Raw genomic sequence first — 18,721 nt, forward strand, 5'->3', positions numbered from 1 at the left:
AGCCATGGACGTTTCCAGAACCACGCACGCGGACGACGCGCACCGCCGTGAGGCCCCGGCGCCCCGATCGCCCGGTGTCACACCGGCCCGCCGCCGCAAGCTCGGGCTGCCGGTCGCCGTCGCCACGGCGCTTGTCGCGGTCGCGGCCACCACGGGTGCGACCTCCCCGGTGAAGACCGCCGCGCATTCCCCGGCCTCCTCCGGCTCCTCCACGCCCTCGGCCTCCTCGGCCGCCGCATCCGCCTCCACGGACACGGATGCCGCGAACCTTCAGGAAGTGATGTTCGTCGGCAACAACTGGGACGGCACGGCCGACGTGATCAAGTCCAGCGGCTCCTTCGAGAAGCTGGGGCGCATCAATGTGATCCCCGACAAGGAGGAGCGGCTCAAGGAGATCTACGCGGACCCCGTGAAGCTCGTCTACTTCATGGCCATACGCAACGGGCCGGGGGAGGGCCACGACCAGTTCGTGGACGACATGTACTCCACCCCTGACGGCAAGTCCATGGTCGTCTCCCGCCCGAGCTTCGCGGACGTCGTCTCCGTCGACGTGGAGACCGGGAAGATCAACTGGCGCTTCCCCGTGTCCGGTTACCGCTCAGACCACATGGCCGTCTCACCCGACGGGAAGCGTGTCGCCGTCTCCGCCTCCACCTCCAACACCGTCCACGTGCTCGACATCGAGACGGGCGAGGAGGCCGGTTCCTTCAAGACCGGCGACAAGCCGCACGAGAACGTCTTCACCGGCGGCGGCCGATACATCTGGAACATGTCCATCGGCGATGTGCAGACCGCCACCGACGACCCCTGGCTGGACTGGACGAAGGGCGACCGCAAGATCACCGTCGTCGACGCGTCGACCTTCGAGGAGGTCAAGGTCGTCGACATGCGCGAAAGGCTCGACGCCTTCGGCCGCAAGGACCTCTCCGACGCCGTGCGCCCGGTGGCCTTCACCCCCGACGAGTCCAAGCTCTACTTCCAAGTGTCCTTCTACAACGGCTTCTTGGAGTACGACGTCGCCGAAGACAAGATCACCCGCGACAAGACCCTCCCCAAGAACCCGGACACCAGCGAGGACCGCACCACCTGGGTCAACGACTCACGCCACCACGGCATGTCGATGAGCCCCGGCGGTGACAAGCTCTGCATCGCCGGGACCATGGACGACTACGCCACCGTCGTGGACCGCGAGTCCCTGGAGGAAGGGCCCCTGGTCGCCGCCGACAAGCCGTACTGGGCGACCGTCAGCGGAGACGGCGAATCCTGCGTCATCTCCGAGAGCGGAAGCGACCGCGTCACCGCCATCGACTTCTCCACCGGGAAGAAGACGGTCTCGGTGCCCGTCGGAGACCATCCGCAGCGTGTGCGCGTCGCCCATGTCCCCGAGGGCTGGACCGGCCCCGCCGCACGTGGATGAGTGCGAACGACGGGCGCTTCCGGTGCTGTTACGGATCTCGGGGCCGCGTGCGTGCACGGGCGCACGCGAGGACCGGGGCACGTGGGCGGACCCGGGCACGTGCCCGTACGCGATGCGCGTACGGGCGCGGCCCCCCGGGCTCCCCGGCCCCGGCCCGTCACTCCTCCCGCGTGCCCGCCCGCGCCAGCTCCTTCCCCGAGGCGCGTACGGGTCCGGCCCCTCGCCCGCGCACCGCGAGGGCGACCGGGGTTATCAGCAGCGCCAGCAGCCCGACCAGGCCGATCGAGACCGTGAGGCTCGTCAGCGACGCCATGCCGCCGACCATCGGCGGACCGCCCAGCATCCCCGCATAGGCGACGGTCGTGACGAAGCCCAACTCCCGTTCCCCGCCGCCCCCGTCGGCGCGCCGCCCCGCGTCACCGGCGAGCGCCATCGCCGTGGGGAAGCAGAACGCCAGCCCCGCACCCGCAAGCGCGAAGCCGCCGTAGGCCACCGGCCCCGCCGGTACCGCCGCCGCGGCCCCCAGACCGGACGCCGCCACCAGACCGCTGCCCGCCAGCACCCGGTGCGGCCCGTAACGGGACTCCACCCGCTCGCCGACCAGCCGGGTCACCGCCATCGTCACCGCGAACACCGAATAGGCCGTCGCCGCGACCGACTCCGTAACGGAACGCTCCTTCACGAGGAACAGCGCCGACCACTCGGCGCACGTGCCCTCCGCCACGGCCGCGCACAGCGCGACCGCAGCGAGCAGCCACAGCCGCCCGCTGCGCACGACTTGCAGATAGCCGCCCTCGGCGCGGTGCTGCGGCTCGGGCCGTTCACCCGGCAGCGACCTCCCGGCGGCCAGCAGCGCCAGCAGCCCCGCCCCCGTCACGAAGCAGAAGTGCTGCGCGGGCGGCACGTCCAGCGCGGCGGCCAGCCCGGCACCCAGCGACCCCAGCAGCCCGCCGCCGCTGAAACCCGCGTGGAAGAACGGCATCAACGGCCGCCCCGTCTCACGGACCACGGCCACCGCGGCCACGTTCATCGCCACGTCGACCGTGCCCATCAACCCGCCGAGACCCGCCAGCGCCGCACCCAGCATGAGCGGCGAACCGGCCAGCCCCACCAGCGGCAGCACCAGGCACGCCCCGGCGAGCGCCCCCACCACAACGGAACGCGCACCCCACGCCGCGCAGGCACGCCCGGCGAGCGGAGCGGTGACGATCATCGCGATGCTCGGCCCCAGAAGTGCGAGTCCCAGCCCCGCCGGATCGGCCCCGGCCTGCGAGGCGAGCGCCGGCGACACGGGCCGCCCAGGCGCCGTAGAGCCCGCCGTTGACGACGAACACCGCCGCCACCGCTGCGCGGTGGGAAACCACGAGTACCCCCTAATTCCGGCCATGGACCCTGGCTGCGAGGGAGGTCAGGCTATTGGCATCTACCTTTCCGTGGCAGGAAGTTGATCGAATCGCGGTGTTCTCGTCAAACCCCCGGATCGGTTGCCTAACGTCTGGTCAGCGGGTCCCGCGGGCCCACCCCGGCCCGTACAGCGGCACGAAGCGGCAGGAGTACCGAGATCCATGACCGTCTTGTGGGGCATATCGTTCGACGCCACTCCGATCTCCGGCGTGGTGGTCGAGTTCGTAAAGACCGCCCGGATCTTCCGCGAGCAGGGCTACCAGGTGCACCTGGACCTCGGCTACGACGTGAAGGCCGACAAGAACGCCTTCTTCCGTCCCTACGCTGACGAAGCGTCATTACTGCCCGACTGGGTGCGGCTCGGCAGAGTAGAGGGCCTGGACCAAGTCCCCGGCTACGACCAGCAGTTCGTCTCCGACGTGCTGAGCGAGTACGTCAGGGACGGCGAGGGCGCCCGACTGCTGCCCCGGATCGAGGCCGCGGCCGAGGCCATCAGCGACCGCATCGTGGAGACTTGGGAGCGCCATGACGTCTCCTTCGTGATGGTGGAGAACGGCACGCTGCCGGAGAACATCACCTACACCAGGGCACTGCGCGCGGCCGTCGAACGCTACGGGAAGCGCCACCGCCTGGGCCGCTTCGTGCTGTGGCGCGACCACGACCTGATGTGGCAGAGCGAACCCGGCACCGGCAAGTACGGCACCTTCCCCTACCCCCGCACCGTCGCGCCCGTGAACTCGCCCTACATCCACTACCTCGCGCTCCATGAGGAGGCCCGCCGAAAGACCCTCGAGTGGGTACCGGACCTGGAGAACATCGACGTACTGCCCAACACCTTCACTCACGCCCCCGCCGTCCCCGGCCGGCGGCCCGCGGGCTTCCGCGCCGGCTTCGGCATCCCCGAGGACGCCCCGCTCATCGCCCGCTGCACCCGGATCATCCCGCAGAAGCGCATCGACCGCGACATCCACCTCCTGGCCCGGCTCGCCGAACGCGTCCCCGGCGCAAGGCTGTTCGTGGCCGGCGACACCGAAGAGGCGCCAGGCGAACACGCCAGGCTGGTGCGTCTGGCCGAGACGCTCGGAGTAGGCGACCGCGTCGTCTTCGGCGGGCGACTCGCACCCCACGAGGCCGACATCGGAGCCGCCAGCGGCGACGGCTGGTCGGTCCGCGACCTGCTCGCACACGCCGACCTGGCGTCCTTCCTGACCTCCTACGACTACGAGAGCTACGGGAATCCGATCGGTGAGGCCATCGCCTCGCGCGTCCCGTATCTGACGACCCGCTACCAGCTCTACGACACGGTCTACGGGGACAAGGGATTCCGCGCCCCCGTCATGGAACTCACCGACGGAGACCTGCCCACGGCCTCGTTCGTGGACAGCGTGGCCGAACTGATCCTGGACGAAAGGAAGCGCGAGGAGATGGCCGACTTCAACCACCGGCTCGGCAAGCGGCACTTCGGCGCGGACCGGGCAGGAGAGCTGCTTGCCGAGCTGTTCCTGACGCCCATGGGCGAACACACCCGCATGAGCGTCGTCCTCCCCGTCTACAACGAGGCCGCCAACCTGCCGGCCGTACTGACGTCCCTGTACGAACAGCGCGGCGCCGACGGCCCGTTGGACAAGTCGCTCTACGAGATCGTGCTCGTCGACAACAACTCCACCGACGACACCGTGAAGATCGCACGGCGCTTCGCCGCCGAACACCCCGACCTCGCCCTGCACATCGTCCCCGAACCGGAACAGGGCGTGGCCTGCGCCCGCAAGACCGGCATGGACTTCGCCTCGCAGCGCAGCGCCCGCCGGGGGCTGCCCGACTCCGAGAGGCGCTTCTACCTCGTCTCCGCGGACGCCGACTGCCGCGTCGACGAGCGCTGGCTGTGGGAGCTGCTGACCGCGATGGAGTCCGGCAAGGCCGCAATCGGCGTGTGCGACTACTACTACTCGCCCGAGCACTTCACCGGCAGGCCCAGGCTGTGGGACGCCATCCAGCGCACGCTGCGCTGCCGCGCCGTGACGTTCTCGCTGTTCGGGGGCTTCCCGGACGGCAAGGGGTTCGCGGTCGAGAGGGAGGCGTACGAGAAGGTCGGCGGCATCGAGATCTTCTACCAGCTCCAGAACGGACGCTTCGTCAACCACCTGTCCGACGACTGGGACTTCGGCATCCTCGTCCGCGGCTCGGGCGAGGACATCGCCTACGTCCCAGGCTCCCGTGTGGAGATCAACCCGCGGAGGGTCAACCACGCCCTCGACGAGGTGATCACGGGCCGCGCCTACGGCTCCGACGGCATCATCGTGATGCGCGACATCCGCATGCCGGAACCTGAACCGGACCGGGGCGGCGAGGACCTCACCGAGGAAGAGGCCCTCCAGGCATGGGAGTTCTCCATCAAGGACTTCACGCCGAAGAACACCATCCTCCCCGTACTGCTGACACCGTCCCTCCTCGACGACGACGGAGTGATCGAGTTCTTCGGGCCGTCGCTCGCCGAACGGCTGGGGCAGCGCATCGCGGAGATCAAGGAGGAGATGCGCGTCGTCGACTTCACCCCCATCCACTCCTACAAGACCCCCTCGTACCGGCTGTACTTCGAGTTCGCCGACGAGATCTTCGCCCGGCTGCGCGCCACCGTCGGCGAGGACATCGGCTACCCGCCGCCGCTGCCCGAGTGCCTGCGAGACGTGCCGCCGGAACGCTTCACCGAGTTCGTCCGCTACTTCTGCGAGGACCGCGAATCGGGCGAGGCCCACAACTACTTCGGAAACGGAGGCGTGTTCTGATGACGGTGGACATCGGGCACCGGCCGACGTACGAAGAGACCCTCGCCTCGCTGCGGGAGACCGACCCCCGCCACCCCGCTCCCGCCGTAGTGGAGACCCTCGGCGCACCGCGGAACCGCCATCTGCTGGAGTACGTCACCGAGGACCCCTTCGGGGCGCACGTCTTCCCCGGCAACATCCCCGACGCCTCACCCGAGGGCTTCCTCGCCGACCTCGACCGCCAGCTCGCCGCCACGGCACCCATCCATCTGTGGTCCTACATCCCCACGTGCGCCTACCGCTGCCGGTTCTGCCAGTACCCCGTGGTGCTGGCCAAGGGCGCCCCCGAGGTCGTCGACCGCAAGGCCAACCAGTGGGTCGACTGGAACATCCGCGAGGCGGAGCTGTGGCTGCGTGACGTGCCCAGCCTGGCGTCGGCACCGATCGGCGAGTTCAACGTCTTCGGCGGCACGCCGTCGCTGCTGCCGCCCGATGCCATCCGCCGCCTGCTGGACTTCTACAAGGAGCACTTCAACTTCGGCCCCGACACCGCCATACGCTTCGAGGGCGACCCCAGCACGTTCACACCCGAGAAGCTGGAACTGCTCGCCGAACTGGGCTGCACCAAACTCAGCAGCGGCGTCCAGTCGTTCGACGACCCCGTGCTGGAGCAGTGCGGCCGTGAGCACACCGCGCGGATGTGCGTGGACTTCATACGCGAGGCACAGCGCACCGGCTTCGAGTGGATCAGCATCGACCTCATGTACGGGCTGCTCGACCAGACCGTCGACAGCGTGCGCCGCGACCTCGACATCGTCCTGGAGAACGAACTGACCGCCGTGGTCTGCACGAAGCTCCACCTCGCCTCCTACAGCGACACCAGGACCGGAGTCGCCGGCGTCCAGCCCGCGGCATGGCAACTGCCCGACTACCGCGCCAAGTTGGTACGCGACGGACACCACTGGCCCACCCTCGGCGAGCAGTACCAGATGCGCGAGGTGCTCCACGAGGGCCTGGCGCGCGGCGGCTACCGCGAGCAGCCCACCATGTACTTCGCACGGGAGGAGTCGGGCCCGGAGAAGTGGAAGTCGATCATGGTCGACCAGGACAAGCAGGAGGCCGAGGTCGCGATCGGGCTGGGCGGAAGCTCAAGCTGCCGCACCTCCGAGGCGATCACCGACGTGAACTGGAAGACGTACTCCGAGGCGGTCGAGGCGGGCCGCGTGCCGCTGGGGTCGGTGACGCGCTTCACCGAGGAGGCACAGGAGGCCAGGGCGGTGAAGATGGCCCTCTCGACGCTGCGTCCCGTCAGCGACGAGCTGCACCGGCGGCGCTTCCCCGGCTCTTCGCTGTTCGCCGAGCCCTGGCTGGGCAGGTTCCGCTCCCTCGCGGAGCGCGGTCTCGCCGTCGTCGACGACTCCGCCGGGGAGATCCGGCTGACCTCCGACGGCAAGGTGCTGGTCGAGGCGCTCATCAACGCCGAACTGTGAGGCGGCCGTTCGCCCCTCCCGCGCCGTATGGACGGCCCCGGCGCGGGAGGGGCGGGCCGTGCCCGCGAGGTCACGCAGGACTCACGTATGGGCCTTGCACGTGTCGCGGATCTTGTAGAAGTACGAGAGGTACTTGGCGTGGTAGTCCGCGCCGGTGATCCTCACCATCGCCTCGTCGGCCGAACGCAGCCCGGAACCCGTCCAGTTGTGGCTTCCGGTGTAGACGCGCGGCGTGAGGCTGCCGCCGTAGTCGCCGTCCAGCAGCATGAACTTGGTGTGCGTACGGACGTCGACGCCGGGCCCGTTGGGGAACTTGCAGGCCAGGCTCTGGACGCCGGCGTCGTCCAGGACGGACTTCACGGTGGAGTCGCCCTCGCTGTAGACGACGTCGATCCAGCAGCCCTTGCCGCGCAGTTCGGCGAGCTTGTCCGCCACCTGCTTCCTCGACTTGAGGAACTGGTACATCGCCACCCGGATGTCGGTCTGGTGCTTCGCGCCGTCGCCGCCGGTGTACGAACAGCGCACCTCGTCAAGGGTGTTGACGATCGTGTCGGTCGACGGATCGCCGTAGTCGGAGTCGCCGCGCGGGAAGTAGTAGGCGCGGTAGGCCGATCCCGTGGGCGTCGACCAGTAGTAGGTGTTGTCGCCCCGCTTCGAGGAGCGCAGCTTGCGCTCGTCCTCGTGGAACTTGGCGTACCCGTCGTACACCGCGCCGTCGGTGAACGTCACCGCGTCGTTGTACGACTCCTTCTTGTACCAGTCGTTGAGGTTCGACGACGACTGGAAGACGACCTTCGAATAGCTCGAACCGTCCTCGAAGCCGCCGATCTTCGAGAAGAGGAAGAACTTGTTGTGGTTGTAGGCGGGCTTGGGCGGCGGGGTCGCGGCGCATCCGCGGCTGACGTCGTCCTCCCCGTCGTCGTCCTCGAACTTGTCGTCGCAGACGACGATCCACGATCCGGCGCCGTCGTCGGTGCCCAGCGCTTCCTTCAGCGCGGCGTACGCCTGGCTGCCCTTGTCACGGGTGTTGTCGTCGACGATCAGCCGCACCGCGACGCCCCGACTCTTCGCGGCGACGAGCGCGTCTGCGACCGCCTTGTCCTCCAGTTCGAACATCGACGCCCGTATGGTCTCGCCCTTGGGCGTGGCGTCGATGAGGTCGATGAGCTGGTCGAAGACCGCGGACTGTGCCGCCTCGTCGCCCAACGGGTCGTTGAAGACAGGGCCGTTGACGACGGGCTTCGCCGGTGCCGCGGAAGAATTCGTGGCCTGGCTGACCATCAGGCCCGCCACCAACGCGATCAGCGCGGTCAACAGCCCCGCTAAGCGGGCCGAACGGCGTGCGAACATGCGTAATTCCCCCCAGAAATACGGTGCATGAGTCCCGAGCACCCTAGAGGGGCGTACGTCGCGTTGTCAGGGCGCGGGGCCTTCCGTCACAGGTCGGACCGGTGGCGGTGGTCCCGTCAGGGTCGGGCGTTCACAGGGAGAGGTCCTGCCACCACCATGAGACTGACGGGAGGCTCCGCGGGTCCAGGTCGCCCGTGACCGGCTCGTCCGCCCATGCGAGCCGCTCGATCGTGCGCGCGTGCGCGGCCTCGGGCTCTGCCGGGTTGAGATAGCGCGGAGTGCGCAGCCCCCAGTCGATGTTGCCCCGGATGCCCTGACCCAGGCCGTTGAGATAGCGGTACAGATCGCGGCTCCCGTTCGCCATCACCTTCGCGCGCAACGCGAGGAACCTGCACATCACGGTGTCGCGCAGGGCGACCGCCTCATGGAGGGCCTGCTCGGGGCCGCACGCCTGCTGCGCCTGGAGCACGGTGAGGACGTTCTGGTCGGTGTGGCGGAGGGTGGCCTCCTTCGAGAAGGAGTGCCGGTCGTTGTCAAGCGCGGCCACGAGGATGGCCATCTGCGTCAGCGCGCAGACGGCAGGCGAGTCCATCTCGGCGGCGGGCACGTCGCAGCCGTACGCGATCTCCAGCATCGCGAACGTCGGCTCCCCGCCCGCGGAATGCAGCCGCATCGCCAGATAGTCGTCGAGGGTCGGCATCTCCTTGCGTGCCCGGTTGCCGATCTGCCACTGGACGCCGCTGAGCCAGGCCCGGTGCGCATGATGGAAGCGGCGGCTCTGCACGGGACCCGAGTACGCGAGGAAGCGTTCGCCGAGATCGTGCAGCGACGCGGCGTAGGGGTCCCGGATCGTGAGGGGGCCGGGCACTTCGAGAGCCTGCTGAACCTGGGCGGCCATCGCCGCGAACGCCGCCGGGTCGGCGGCCAGAGGGCCCTCGTCGCATCGCGCGTCGTCGAACGCGAAGCCCCAGTAGACCCAGGCGGCCGTGATCCACAGCCCTTCCAGGTCGGCCTCCGGTACGAAGCGTGCGTAGAACTCGGCGCTGCGGGTCCCGGCAACCCGCCTCTCCTCCTCGGGGGTACGGCAGACGCCGAACCGGTTGATCCAGCTCAGCGCCCGGCGTTCGGCTTCGGCCACCTCGGGATGGATGGCGGACTCGATGGGGCAGTAGAACGGCAGTGTTCCGGTGGTGGTGGTGCTCACTGGTGCCTCGTACTCGTCTCGGAGCCGGTCGTCGACCGGATCGTGGAAAGGCCGTCGGCGCTGGAGGTCTGCTGCGGGCGTGCTGGTCGTGGGGGAGCGGGGTGTCGAATCCGGAGGCCGCTGGCTCGTCGGGAGTCGCGGTGACCGCCGGGAGCCGCGGTCGTCGGAGGGTCAGGTGGAGCGGATGGTCAGGCCGTCGGCGATCTCCCGCAGCGCCGCGGTCACTTGGGGCGGGAACCCGGCGTCGTCGAGAGCGCCGAGCGCCTTGCGGTGGCGTTCCGCGATCATGTCCTCGACGGCCTGACGGGCGCCGACGGTCTCCAGCACCCCGCACACGGCGGCGGCTCCCGTCTCGTCGAGGTCGGGGTCGCCCACCAGGTCCTCCAGCAGCCGCCGCTGCACGGGCGAGGCGTGCCGTGCGGCCATCGTCATCAGGGCCGTCCCCTTGCCCGATCTGAGGTCTTCGAGCACGGGCTTGCCGGTGAGGCCGGGCGACCCGAACGTGCCCAGCAGATCGTCGCGTAGCTGGAAGGCCTCGCCGAGCGGCACCGCGAAGGCGGAGAAGCCTCTCAGCGTCGCGGAGTCCGCGCCTGCCAGCGCCGCGCCGATTTGCAGCGGCCGTTCCACGGTGTACTTGGCGGTCTTGAGACGGGCCACGGTCAGCGCACGGTCCAGGTCGTCGGCCGGGGGACCGGCGCCCAGCAGGTCGATGTACTGGCCGAGCAGCACCTCGTCGCGCATCGAGTCGAGCAGGGGCAGTACGGCACGGAGCTGCTCCCACGTCAGCCCCGCGCGGTGCAGGAGCTGATCGGACCGGATGAGCGCGAGATCGCCGAGGAGGATCGCCGAACTGGCGCCCAGGACCTCGGCGTCGGGGCGTCCGGCGTGCAGCGACGTAAGGGCGCGGTGTGCGCTCGGCAGCCCGCGCCGGGTGTCGCTGCCGTCCATGAAGTCGTCGTGGATGAGCGTGAAGACGTGGAACAGCTCCAGGCTCGCGGCGGTACGCAGCACGGGCTGTGTCACGCTGCCGCCTCCCGCCGCATGCCATCCCAGTACGCACAGCAGCGGGCGGATTCGTTTGCCGGGAGCGGTGACGTAGCGGGTCAGCACCTCCGTGAGGTCGTCCCTGCCGCCGAGGCAGCGGGCCTCCTCCAGAGGGAGAGGGCGGAGGCAGTCGGCGAGGACGGTGTCGATCCTCCGGCGGATGCTGGTGAAGTCGAGTCGTTCGGGTGTGAATGTCTGCGTGCTCATGGTTCCTTGGGACGTTGAGGGCGCGCGGAGGCTCGCTTTCAGTGGTTTCTGGAGCTGTGCCGCCAGAGCATGGCGGCGGTGAGGCCGAGCAGCACTTCCTTGGCGCCCAGGCGCATGCCTGAGCAACGCCGCGTGGACTGTGTGCCGTTGACGGTCATGCTCAGACTCAGGTCGCGGTTGGACAGATCGCGGGTGACGCCGCGTAGCTGCTGTGGGGCGACCGCGCCCGCGGAGATCACCTCCAGGGCGGTACGCACGGCCTGCTCCGGCGAGAAGGCCTCCTTGACCAAGTCCGTGACGATGCCGAGGAGTTCGTCGGAGAAGACGTCGATGAGCGACAGCTCGGGGCACAGATGTCGGATCGAGCCTTCGATGTTGGCGAAGGACTTGCCCAGGATGGAGACCATCGGACTGGTGCGGATGCCGCGCCGAGTCGAGTGCTGAAGCAGCGCGGTGAGGGTGACGCCGAAGTTCAGCTCCTCCAGTGAGGCCGTGGCGATCTGCGGCACCAGGGCCGCCAAGTCACCGGCGAACGCCGAGGACTTGGCCCACGCCGTGGTGCTGCCCATGTCGATCCACGCCCTCGCCGTGCCCGCTCCGTCGTTCATGGCGAGGTTCAGCAGCAGAAGCAGGATGCTCGTGCTCATCGGCCGGTCGATGCGGCCGACCATTCCCCAGTCGATGATCGTGGCCTTCTCGCCCGGGTGTACGAAGACGTTGCCCGGGTGGGGGTCGGCGTGGAAGACGCGGTCCACGAAGTAGCCGCGGTACATGAAGCCCAGCAGGTCACGGCCGATCCCCGCACGCTCCTCCAGCGAGAAGGCGTCGCGGTCGGCCTCCCTGATCGACGTCCCCGGCGCCAGGCTCTGGACCAGGACCCTCGGGGTCGCGGAGATCACCTCCGGGACGGCGATGTGCTCGAACCTCGCCACCGCCTCGGCGGCCTCCGTCATGTTCCGCGCCTCGACGACGTAGTCGAGCTCCGGGCGCATCGCGTCGAAGACCACCCCGAGCATGGCCTCCACGTCGATGACCTCGTTGAACCGGGGCGCCCGCCGTGCCGCGAACCGCGAGAGCGTGCGCATCAGCTTCATGTCCGCGGTCACGGTCTCCCGCACGCCCGGCCGCTGGATCTTCACCGCCGCGGGTCTGCCGTCGGAGAGGACCGCACGGTAGACCTGCGCCAGCGAGGCGGTGCCCAGAGGGGAGTCGGTGTCGATATGGCGGAACCGCCGGCGCCAGCCGGCGCCCAGCTCCTGCGTCAGCGCCGGTTCGAACTCGGCGAACGCGGCGGGAGAGACCTGGTCGTGGAGCTTCTCGAACTCGCTGACCATCTCGGGCGGTACGAAGTCGGGGCGGGTCGCGAGGATCTGACCCATCTTCACGTAGAAGGGGCCGAGGGACTCCAGGGTCTGCCGGGCGTGACGTGCCCTGCGCTCGCCGAGGTCCTCCTGCCCCGGTGACGGCCCGGCGTTGCGGAACAGGTCCGTCGCCGTGCGCCCGGCGAACTGGCCGAGTGCGCGGGCGACCAGACCCGCGCGGCTACCGCGCATGATCCCCCTCCGTCGGGACGGCCCGTCGGGCGGCTCGTCTCATGGCTGCTAGCGCTGCGCGTCGGAAAGCTGCTCGATCCGGTGCGTCAGCGCCTCGATCTGCTCGCGCAGGCCGTCGAGTTCGTCGGGTGTGCGCATCCGCGGAACCTTGACCTCCGGCTCCTCCCCGGCCTTCTGCTCCCCGGCGTGCTGCTCACGCCGCTGCCGCCGGTGCGAGCGGTCCTCGTCGTCGACTGCCCTGCTGAGTGAATGGCGTACGTCGTGTTCGAAGTCCTCGGCCCGGTCGAGTACGTCGTCCACGAGGTCCTCCGTGGCGTCGACGATGCGCCGCAACGCGCGGCTGACCGAGGAGCGGGAGTGGCGGGACATCGGTGACCTCCAGGAAGGGAAGACGGCTCTGCTCTGCGCTGTGACTACCGAGCGCGACAGCGACCGTGATCCGGCGCGGACGGCCGCTCGGTGCCGCCGGGCATCCGGCGGAGCGCGTTTATGCACTCGGCAGGAGTTTTCCGACGACATGGAGTGTCTCCCCCGTGCCTGGGAACCGACTCCCCTTCCACTTCGTGTGGGTTACTTAAAGTGACTAGTCCTCCCATCGGGAGACCGCGAGTCCTGCCGCGGGCGTCGTGCACGGGAGCGGGATCTGCCAACTGCGGGCCGCCTTCTGCTACTTCAGGCGGGGTCGTACGGCAGCGGCCTCCGGCGGTCGCGGCACACGAAGCGCCCGGTGACTCGAAGGGGTCACCGGGCGTGGCGCGGGCAGCCGAACTGCCGTGGCGGTCCTGGACCTGAGAGCCAAGGCCAAGTCGCGGTCAGGCGAGGTCACTTACGGGGTGGGAACGGAACGTACGGCGCAAGTGCGCATGCTCAGGGGAAAGCCGGCGCCCGCGCATGCGCACGGGGAGGTCGAGCACCGGACTCGTGAAGCCTGGCGCACCGGCGCGCGCTCACACGGGCACGCGGACGCGGGAGCGCGGATGACGAGAGCGCCGGGCGCCCGTCAGGGGACCGTCGTGCCGGTGTCGTTCTCGTCGGGCCCGTCTTCGGCGTCCCCGTGGTACTGCGGGTCGATCGCGTTGGCGGCGCCGAGTGCCGTAAGCACCCAGGCGTCGTCGCGGAGCCGGAGCCGCGCGGCCTCCCGGTGGGCGAGCGCGGCTTCCAGTTCGTCGAGTGCGGTCTCGAGCTGGGCGCTGTCTGTTCCGGCCGCGGCTTCGCGAACATGGCGGCGTGCTTCCTCCACGCCCTGGTTCGCGTCCTCGTACAGGGCGTCGGCCTCGGGCTCCTTCGGATCAACCATGTGCCGAGCCTACGGCTCCCGGGGCCCCGCACGGGCTGCCGGGTCGGCCGGTGGCGGCGCGATCCATACCTCCGCCTCGGCCCGGTTATGCCACGCAGCGGACGGGGCGGGCCCCGGCAGTGTGTGCCGGGGCCCGCCCCGCTGCGTCCGTATGTGTGATCACTTGACGCCGAGGAGCATCTTGAGCGGCTCGATGGCGAAGTAGACGAGGAAGAGCAGCGCCGAGCCCCACAGCAGCCAGTGGACCTCGCGGGCCTTGCCCATGCACGCCTTGATGACGACGTAGGCGATGAAGCCGGCGCCGATGCCGTTGGTGATGGAGTACGTGAACGGCATGACGGCGATGGTCAGGAACGCGGGGATGGCCAGTTCGTAGCGGTCCCAGTCGATGTGCTTGACCTGCGTCATCATCAGGAACCCGACGACGACGAGCGCGGGGGACGCGGCCTGGAGCGGAACGATCGTCAGCACAGGCGTGAGGAAGAGCGCCAGGCCGAACAGGCCGCCGGTGACGATGCTCGACAGTCCGGTGCGCGCGCCTTCGCCGACGCCCGCCGCGGATTCGATGTAGGTGGTGGCCGACGATGCGGAGGAGGCGCCGCCGGCGACGGCCGCCGCGCCGTCGATCAGCAGTACGCGGCCGATACCGGGCACCTGGCCGCGGTTGTCGAGGAGTCCGGCCTCGGCGGTGACACCGACGATGGTGCCCATGGTGTCGAAGAAGTCGGACAGGATCAGCGCGAAGATGAGCAGGACGACGGTCAGAACGCCGACCTGTCCCACCGAGCCGAGTAGATCGAACTTGCCGATGAGCCCGAAGTCGGGGGCGGCGACGGGGTTGGCCGGCAGCTTGGGCGAGGTGACGCCCCAGTTCTTCACCTTCGCGAACTCGTTGACGACGATGGCGACGACCGTCATCAGGATGATGCTGATGAGAATGGCGCCCTTCACCTTGCGGGCGACGAGCACGATCGTCACGAGCACGCCGAGGCAGAAGACCAGCATGGGCCAGCCGTTGAGGGTGCCGGTGCCGAGCTGAACGGGCACGGTGGTCTTCGCCGCGTCCGGGATGCGGGTGACGAACCCGGCGTCCACGAAGCCGATGAACGCGATGAACAGGCCGATGCCGACGCTGATCGCCTGCTTCAGCGGCTGCGGGATCGCGTACATCACGGCCTCACGCAGACCGGTCAGCACCAGAACGCTGATCAGCAGGCCCTCGACGACGATGAGGCCCATCGCGTCTTCCCAGTGCATCAGGGGCGCGACCTGGAAGGCGACGATGACGTTGATACCCAGGCCCGTGGCCAGCGCCAGCGGCAGATTGCCGCCCACGCCCATGATCACGGTCATCACCGCGGCCACGAGGGCGGTGGCGGTGGCCAGTTGGGCACCGTCGAGGTGGTTGCCGAACTTGTCCTCGGCGCTGCCGAGGATGATCGGGTTGAGCACGAGGATGTACGCCATCGTGAAGAAGGTGGCGAAACCGCCGCGTATCTCCCGGTTGAAGGTCGAACCGCGTTCGCTTATGCGGAAGAACCTGTCGACCGGGCCGCCCGTTCTGGGGGGCGGGGGGGCGGCGGGGCTTGTCGTGCTGGTCTGCATGACTGCGTCTCCTGGATACCAACGTCGAGAAGGAAGGCAGAGCACCGCAGCAGGGGGCGTATTGGCAGGCGATCGTGCAAACACTCATGCGGCGCCTTGCGCAGCGGATCATACGCGGCAGCGCCGGTTCCACAACGTGTTGCGACGTCCGGCGGGAGACGCATGCGGCTTGTCCCTGTCGGTTCCTACGAAATCAGCCACGACCTATCCCTCAAAACGGGATGCAGGCGACAGAGGGTCGTGGAGTTGCCGTCGGTAACTGCTTACTCTCTGCGCGTGCATCCACGGATCTCCTTCAACGCGCGCGCCGCCCGTATCCTGCGCGAGAGACTGGGGATGGCTCCTGGCCACGTCGCATACGGCATGCGCGCCTCCTACGGCATGAGTCACGTCAGCCCCGATCACATCACCGCATGGGAACGCGGCGACGCCCTGCCCGACGCCAACGAGGTGACCGCTCTGGCGGGCGCGCTGTGGTGCTCTCCCGGCGAGTTGATGGGCCGGCCGCGCACCCTGCTGGAACACCGCCTGGCCCGCGGGATCTCCGCCGAGGACGTCGCCCGCCTCATCGGCATGGACCTCGCCGCCTACCAATACATGGAGGAAACCGGTCGCTGGACTGGTGACAAACGTCAGTCCGCCAACCTCGGCAGTCTCCTCAAACTGCCCCCTCGCGACTTCGTCGCCATCACGGGCCTGGAGGGCGAACTCGAACGTCTCCTCACCGAAGCCGTCACCACCCGCTGGCAGGCCCATGTCCGCGCCATCGCCAAGCTGGTCGCCCTGGAGAAGCGGGAACTACAGGAACCACTGCGCTCCATGCAGGACGAGTACCAGGCCCTGCTGGCGGCCACCCTCGGGCGGGCCAGCAGCAACGCGACCGCCGAGGAAGGGCGTCGCTTCATGGAGAACATCGTCGACCACTTCTGGGCACGGGTGGAGGAGAACGAGGGGCGCTAGCGGCCGAGTCGACGGCCTCCGGGCACGCCGCCGTCGCCGCGTCCCCTGCGGTGGTCCTCACTCCCTGACCTGGTAGGAGGCGCCGAGCGGCAGCGAGCGTGAGGAGGGGCCGACGGCGACGCCGTACTCGCCCTTGCGCACGCGGAACCCGTCGGTCTCCGTGTCCCAGAACGACAACTGCCGCGGGGCGACGGAGACTTGGACTCGCTCGGTCTCGCCGCTCCCCAGGCTCACCTTCCGGAAGCCGCCCAGTTCCCTGGGCGGGCTGTCCGCCTCCGTATCGGGTTTGCTCACGTACACCTGCGCGGCCTCGGAGCCCGCCCGCTTCCCGTTGTTGGTGACGGTGAACGACAGCTTCACCGGGTCGTCCGGGCCGCCGGAGTTCTTCTCCAGACGCAGGCCGGAGTAGGTGAAGTCGCTGTAGGACAGGCCGTGTCCGAAGGGGAAGAGCGGCTTGGTGTCCGTCTTGTCGTACCAGCGGTAGCCGACGTCGATGCCTTCCGAGTAGTGCGCCGTGCCGTCGACTCCCGGGTACTGCGCCCTGGTGCGCGCCGGCACCTCGTCCTCGGCGGCGGGGAAGGTCTGGGGAAGCTTGCCGGAGGGGTTCACATCGCCCCACAGCAGGCGTGCGGTGGCGGCGCCCCCGCGTGCGCCCGGATACCAGGTCTCCAGAACGCTCGCGACCTGCGGCAGCCACGGCATCAGCACGGGGCCGCCGGTCTGGAGCACCACGGCCGTACGGGAGTTGGCGGCGGCGACCTTCGAGATCAGCTCGTCCTGGTTGCCGGGCAGCGAAAGGCCGGAGCGGTCGCTGCCCTCCTCCTCCTTGTCGTGCGCGAAGACCAGGGCGACGTCGGCGGACCTCGCCGCCTCGGCCGCGGCCTTCGTATCGCACCCGTCGTGGTAGGTGACGTGTGCCGAGCCGCCCGCACGCTCTTTGATCGCGTCGAGCGCCCTGTCCTCGGAGAGCGGGTCGACCTTGCTGCTGCCGCCGCCCTGCGCGGAGTCGGCGGCGGCGGCTCCGATCACGGCGATCCGGGACGTGGCATCGCCCAGGGGGAGGGCGTCGTCGTCGTTCTTCAGCAGTACGGCGCTCTGTTCGGCGACCCGCTGCGCCGCGTCGTTGCCCGCCGCCTCGTCGATCGGGGAGGTGGCGGTGCCGTCACGCTCGAAGAGCCCGAACCGGAAGAGGACGGTGAGCACTTCGCGTACGCGCCGGTCGACGTCCTCCTTGGTGATGTCGCCGCGGTGCAGCGCGGCACGGACGCTGAGCGGATTGACGTGGAAGGACAGGGGCAGTTCGACGTTCAGGCCCGCGGCGAGGTCCGAAGTGGCGTGCGTGGAGGGGTAGTCGGAGACCACGTACCCCTCGAAGCCGAAGCGGGAGCGGAGCATCGTGCGCAGGGTGTGCGCGTTGGAGCAGGCGTAGACGGTGTTGACGCGGTTGTAGGAGCACATCACCGAGCCCGGCTCGCCCTGCCGCACCGCGAGGTCGAAGGGCGTTCCGTAGATCTCGTGCAGGGCGCGTTCGCCGATCTCGGCGGAGACGGTCATGCGGTCCGTCTCCTGGTTGTTGGCCGCGAAGTGCTTGACGGTGGCGATGACGCCCTGCGACTGGATGCCGACGGTGTCGGCGCCCGCCATGCTGCCGGAGAGATACGGGTCCTCGCTGAAGTACTCGAAGTTGCGGCCGTTGACGGGGACCCGCTGGATGTTGGTGCCGGGTCCGAAGACCTGCGACTGACCCCGTGCTCGTGCCTCGCTTCCGACCGTCCGCCCGTACTCCCGTGCCACCTCGGTGTCGAAGCTGGCGGCCTGTGCGACGGGGGCGGGCAGTTCGGTGGCCTTCTGTCCGTTGCGTACGCCGGCGGGGCCGTCCGTCATCGTCACGCCGGGCACGCCGAGGCGCCGTATCGGAGCGATGTAGCCGGTGGTCGGCACGGGGGAGCCGATGGTGCCGTGCAGCATGCGGACCTTCTCGTCGAGGGTCATCGCATTCAGCAGCAGATCGGCGCGGTCGGACGGGCTGAGCGATCTGTCCGTCCAGGGGCGGTCGCCTTCGGCGCCCGCCGAGGCGGCGGAGGCAGTGGACTGGGCGTGGGAGAGCGGGCCGGGGCCCGGAACGGTCAGCGCGGCACAGAAGGCCAGGGTCGTCGCGACCCTGACGAGGGGCCGAGGAGGTCCCATCACCTCAGCACGTCCTTTCCGCCGCGGCAGCGGCCCGACAGACGACTGATGTTCACTTGTTCGCTTGTTGTGGTATCCCCAAGTGCCGCCGAAGAATGCGGCACTTGTGCGAAAGGTGAGTCAAATGCTCTGAACTACGGGGCTGCGGCGGAGAGTTGGGAGCGCCGCCGTCCGGCCGGGGCCGAGCGGTCGCCGACTCCCGCGCCACAGGGGCGAGTCGGGGCCGGTTTCGGCATCTTGC

The 18,721-nt window shown here is 69.3% G+C and carries 13 protein-coding genes; 4 read left to right on the forward strand and 9 right to left on the reverse strand.

The annotated features are described in order from the left end of the window. Positions 1-4: 4 nt before the first annotated feature. The gene (locus MMA15_RS26190) at positions 5-1,417 is read left to right on the forward strand and encodes a YncE family protein (RefSeq protein ID WP_241062628.1); all 1,413 of its coding nucleotides are present in this window, start codon (positions 5-7) and stop codon (positions 1,415-1,417) included. A 157-nt stretch (positions 1,418-1,574) separates the two neighbouring features. On the opposite strand, the gene MMA15_RS26195 is transcribed toward MMA15_RS26190, so the two are convergent. Further along, complete coding sequence (locus MMA15_RS26195; protein WP_241062629.1) at positions 1,575-2,708, reverse strand: MFS transporter; 1,134 nt, start codon at positions 2,706-2,708, stop codon at positions 1,575-1,577. 274 nt (positions 2,709-2,982) lie between these two features. Here MMA15_RS26195 and MMA15_RS26200 point away from each other — a divergent pair, with 274 nt between their 5' ends. Together MMA15_RS26200 and MMA15_RS26205 are read left to right on the forward strand one after the other, a co-directional pair. Further along, positions 2,983-5,604, forward strand: coding sequence for a glycosyltransferase (locus MMA15_RS26200; RefSeq protein ID WP_241062630.1), 2,622 nt, complete (start codon positions 2,983-2,985; stop codon positions 5,602-5,604). Continuing rightward, positions 5,604-7,073, forward strand: a complete 1,470-nt coding sequence (locus MMA15_RS26205; protein ID WP_241062631.1) for a radical SAM protein — start codon at positions 5,604-5,606, stop codon at positions 7,071-7,073. Before MMA15_RS26200 ends, MMA15_RS26205 begins: the two co-directional genes overlap by 1 nt. A gap of 81 nt (positions 7,074-7,154) precedes the next feature. Here the strand turns inward: MMA15_RS26205 and MMA15_RS26210 are convergent, their stop codons facing one another. The 7 genes from MMA15_RS26210 to MMA15_RS26240 all read right to left on the reverse strand — a co-directional run bounded on the left by MMA15_RS26210 (position 7,155) and on the right by MMA15_RS26240 (position 15,333). Further along, positions 7,155-8,423, reverse strand: coding sequence for a phospholipase D-like domain-containing protein (locus tag MMA15_RS26210; RefSeq protein WP_241062632.1), 1,269 nt, complete (start codon positions 8,421-8,423; stop codon positions 7,155-7,157). Between the two features lie 130 nt (positions 8,424-8,553). After that, complete coding sequence (locus MMA15_RS26215) at positions 8,554-9,627, reverse strand: terpene synthase family protein (RefSeq protein WP_241062633.1); 1,074 nt, start codon at positions 9,625-9,627, stop codon at positions 8,554-8,556. 171 nt (positions 9,628-9,798) lie between these two features. Further along, the gene (locus tag MMA15_RS26220; RefSeq protein WP_241062634.1) at positions 9,799-10,878 is read right to left on the reverse strand and encodes a polyprenyl synthetase family protein; all 1,080 of its coding nucleotides are present in this window, start codon (positions 10,876-10,878) and stop codon (positions 9,799-9,801) included. A 38-nt stretch (positions 10,879-10,916) separates the two neighbouring features. Then, positions 10,917-12,431 (reverse strand): ABC1 kinase family protein, encoded by a 1,515-nt coding sequence (locus MMA15_RS26225; RefSeq protein ID WP_241062635.1) that lies wholly within the window; start codon positions 12,429-12,431, stop codon positions 10,917-10,919. Between the two features lie 48 nt (positions 12,432-12,479). After that, positions 12,480-12,800 carry a hypothetical protein gene (locus tag MMA15_RS26230; RefSeq protein WP_241062636.1) on the reverse strand — a complete coding sequence of 107 codons (321 nt, stop codon included), beginning with the start codon at positions 12,798-12,800 and terminating at the stop codon, positions 12,480-12,482. Between the two features lie 631 nt (positions 12,801-13,431). After that, positions 13,432-13,728 carry a hypothetical protein gene (locus MMA15_RS26235; protein ID WP_241062637.1) on the reverse strand — a complete coding sequence of 99 codons (297 nt, stop codon included), beginning with the start codon at positions 13,726-13,728 and terminating at the stop codon, positions 13,432-13,434. 159 nt (positions 13,729-13,887) lie between these two features. Further along, on the reverse strand, positions 13,888-15,333 hold the full coding sequence (locus MMA15_RS26240; RefSeq protein WP_241062638.1) for an NCS2 family permease: 1,446 nt from the start codon (positions 15,331-15,333) through the stop codon (positions 13,888-13,890). Between the two features lie 276 nt (positions 15,334-15,609). On the opposite strand from MMA15_RS26240, the gene MMA15_RS26245 reads away from it, so the two are divergent. After that, entirely contained in the window at positions 15,610-16,293 is a 684-nt protein-coding gene (locus tag MMA15_RS26245; protein WP_241062639.1) for a helix-turn-helix domain-containing protein, read from the forward strand. 57 nt (positions 16,294-16,350) lie between these two features. Here MMA15_RS26245 and MMA15_RS26250 read toward each other — a convergent pair whose 3' ends face one another. Continuing rightward, positions 16,351-18,480, reverse strand: a complete 2,130-nt coding sequence (locus MMA15_RS26250; RefSeq protein ID WP_241062640.1) for a beta-glucosidase family protein — start codon at positions 18,478-18,480, stop codon at positions 16,351-16,353. Between the last annotated feature and the right edge of the window lie 241 nt (positions 18,481-18,721).

Origin of the sequence: Streptomyces marispadix, from assembly GCF_022524345.1 — a bacterium.
GTDB classification, from domain to species: Bacteria; Actinomycetota; Actinomycetes; order Streptomycetales; family Streptomycetaceae; genus Streptomyces; species Streptomyces marispadix.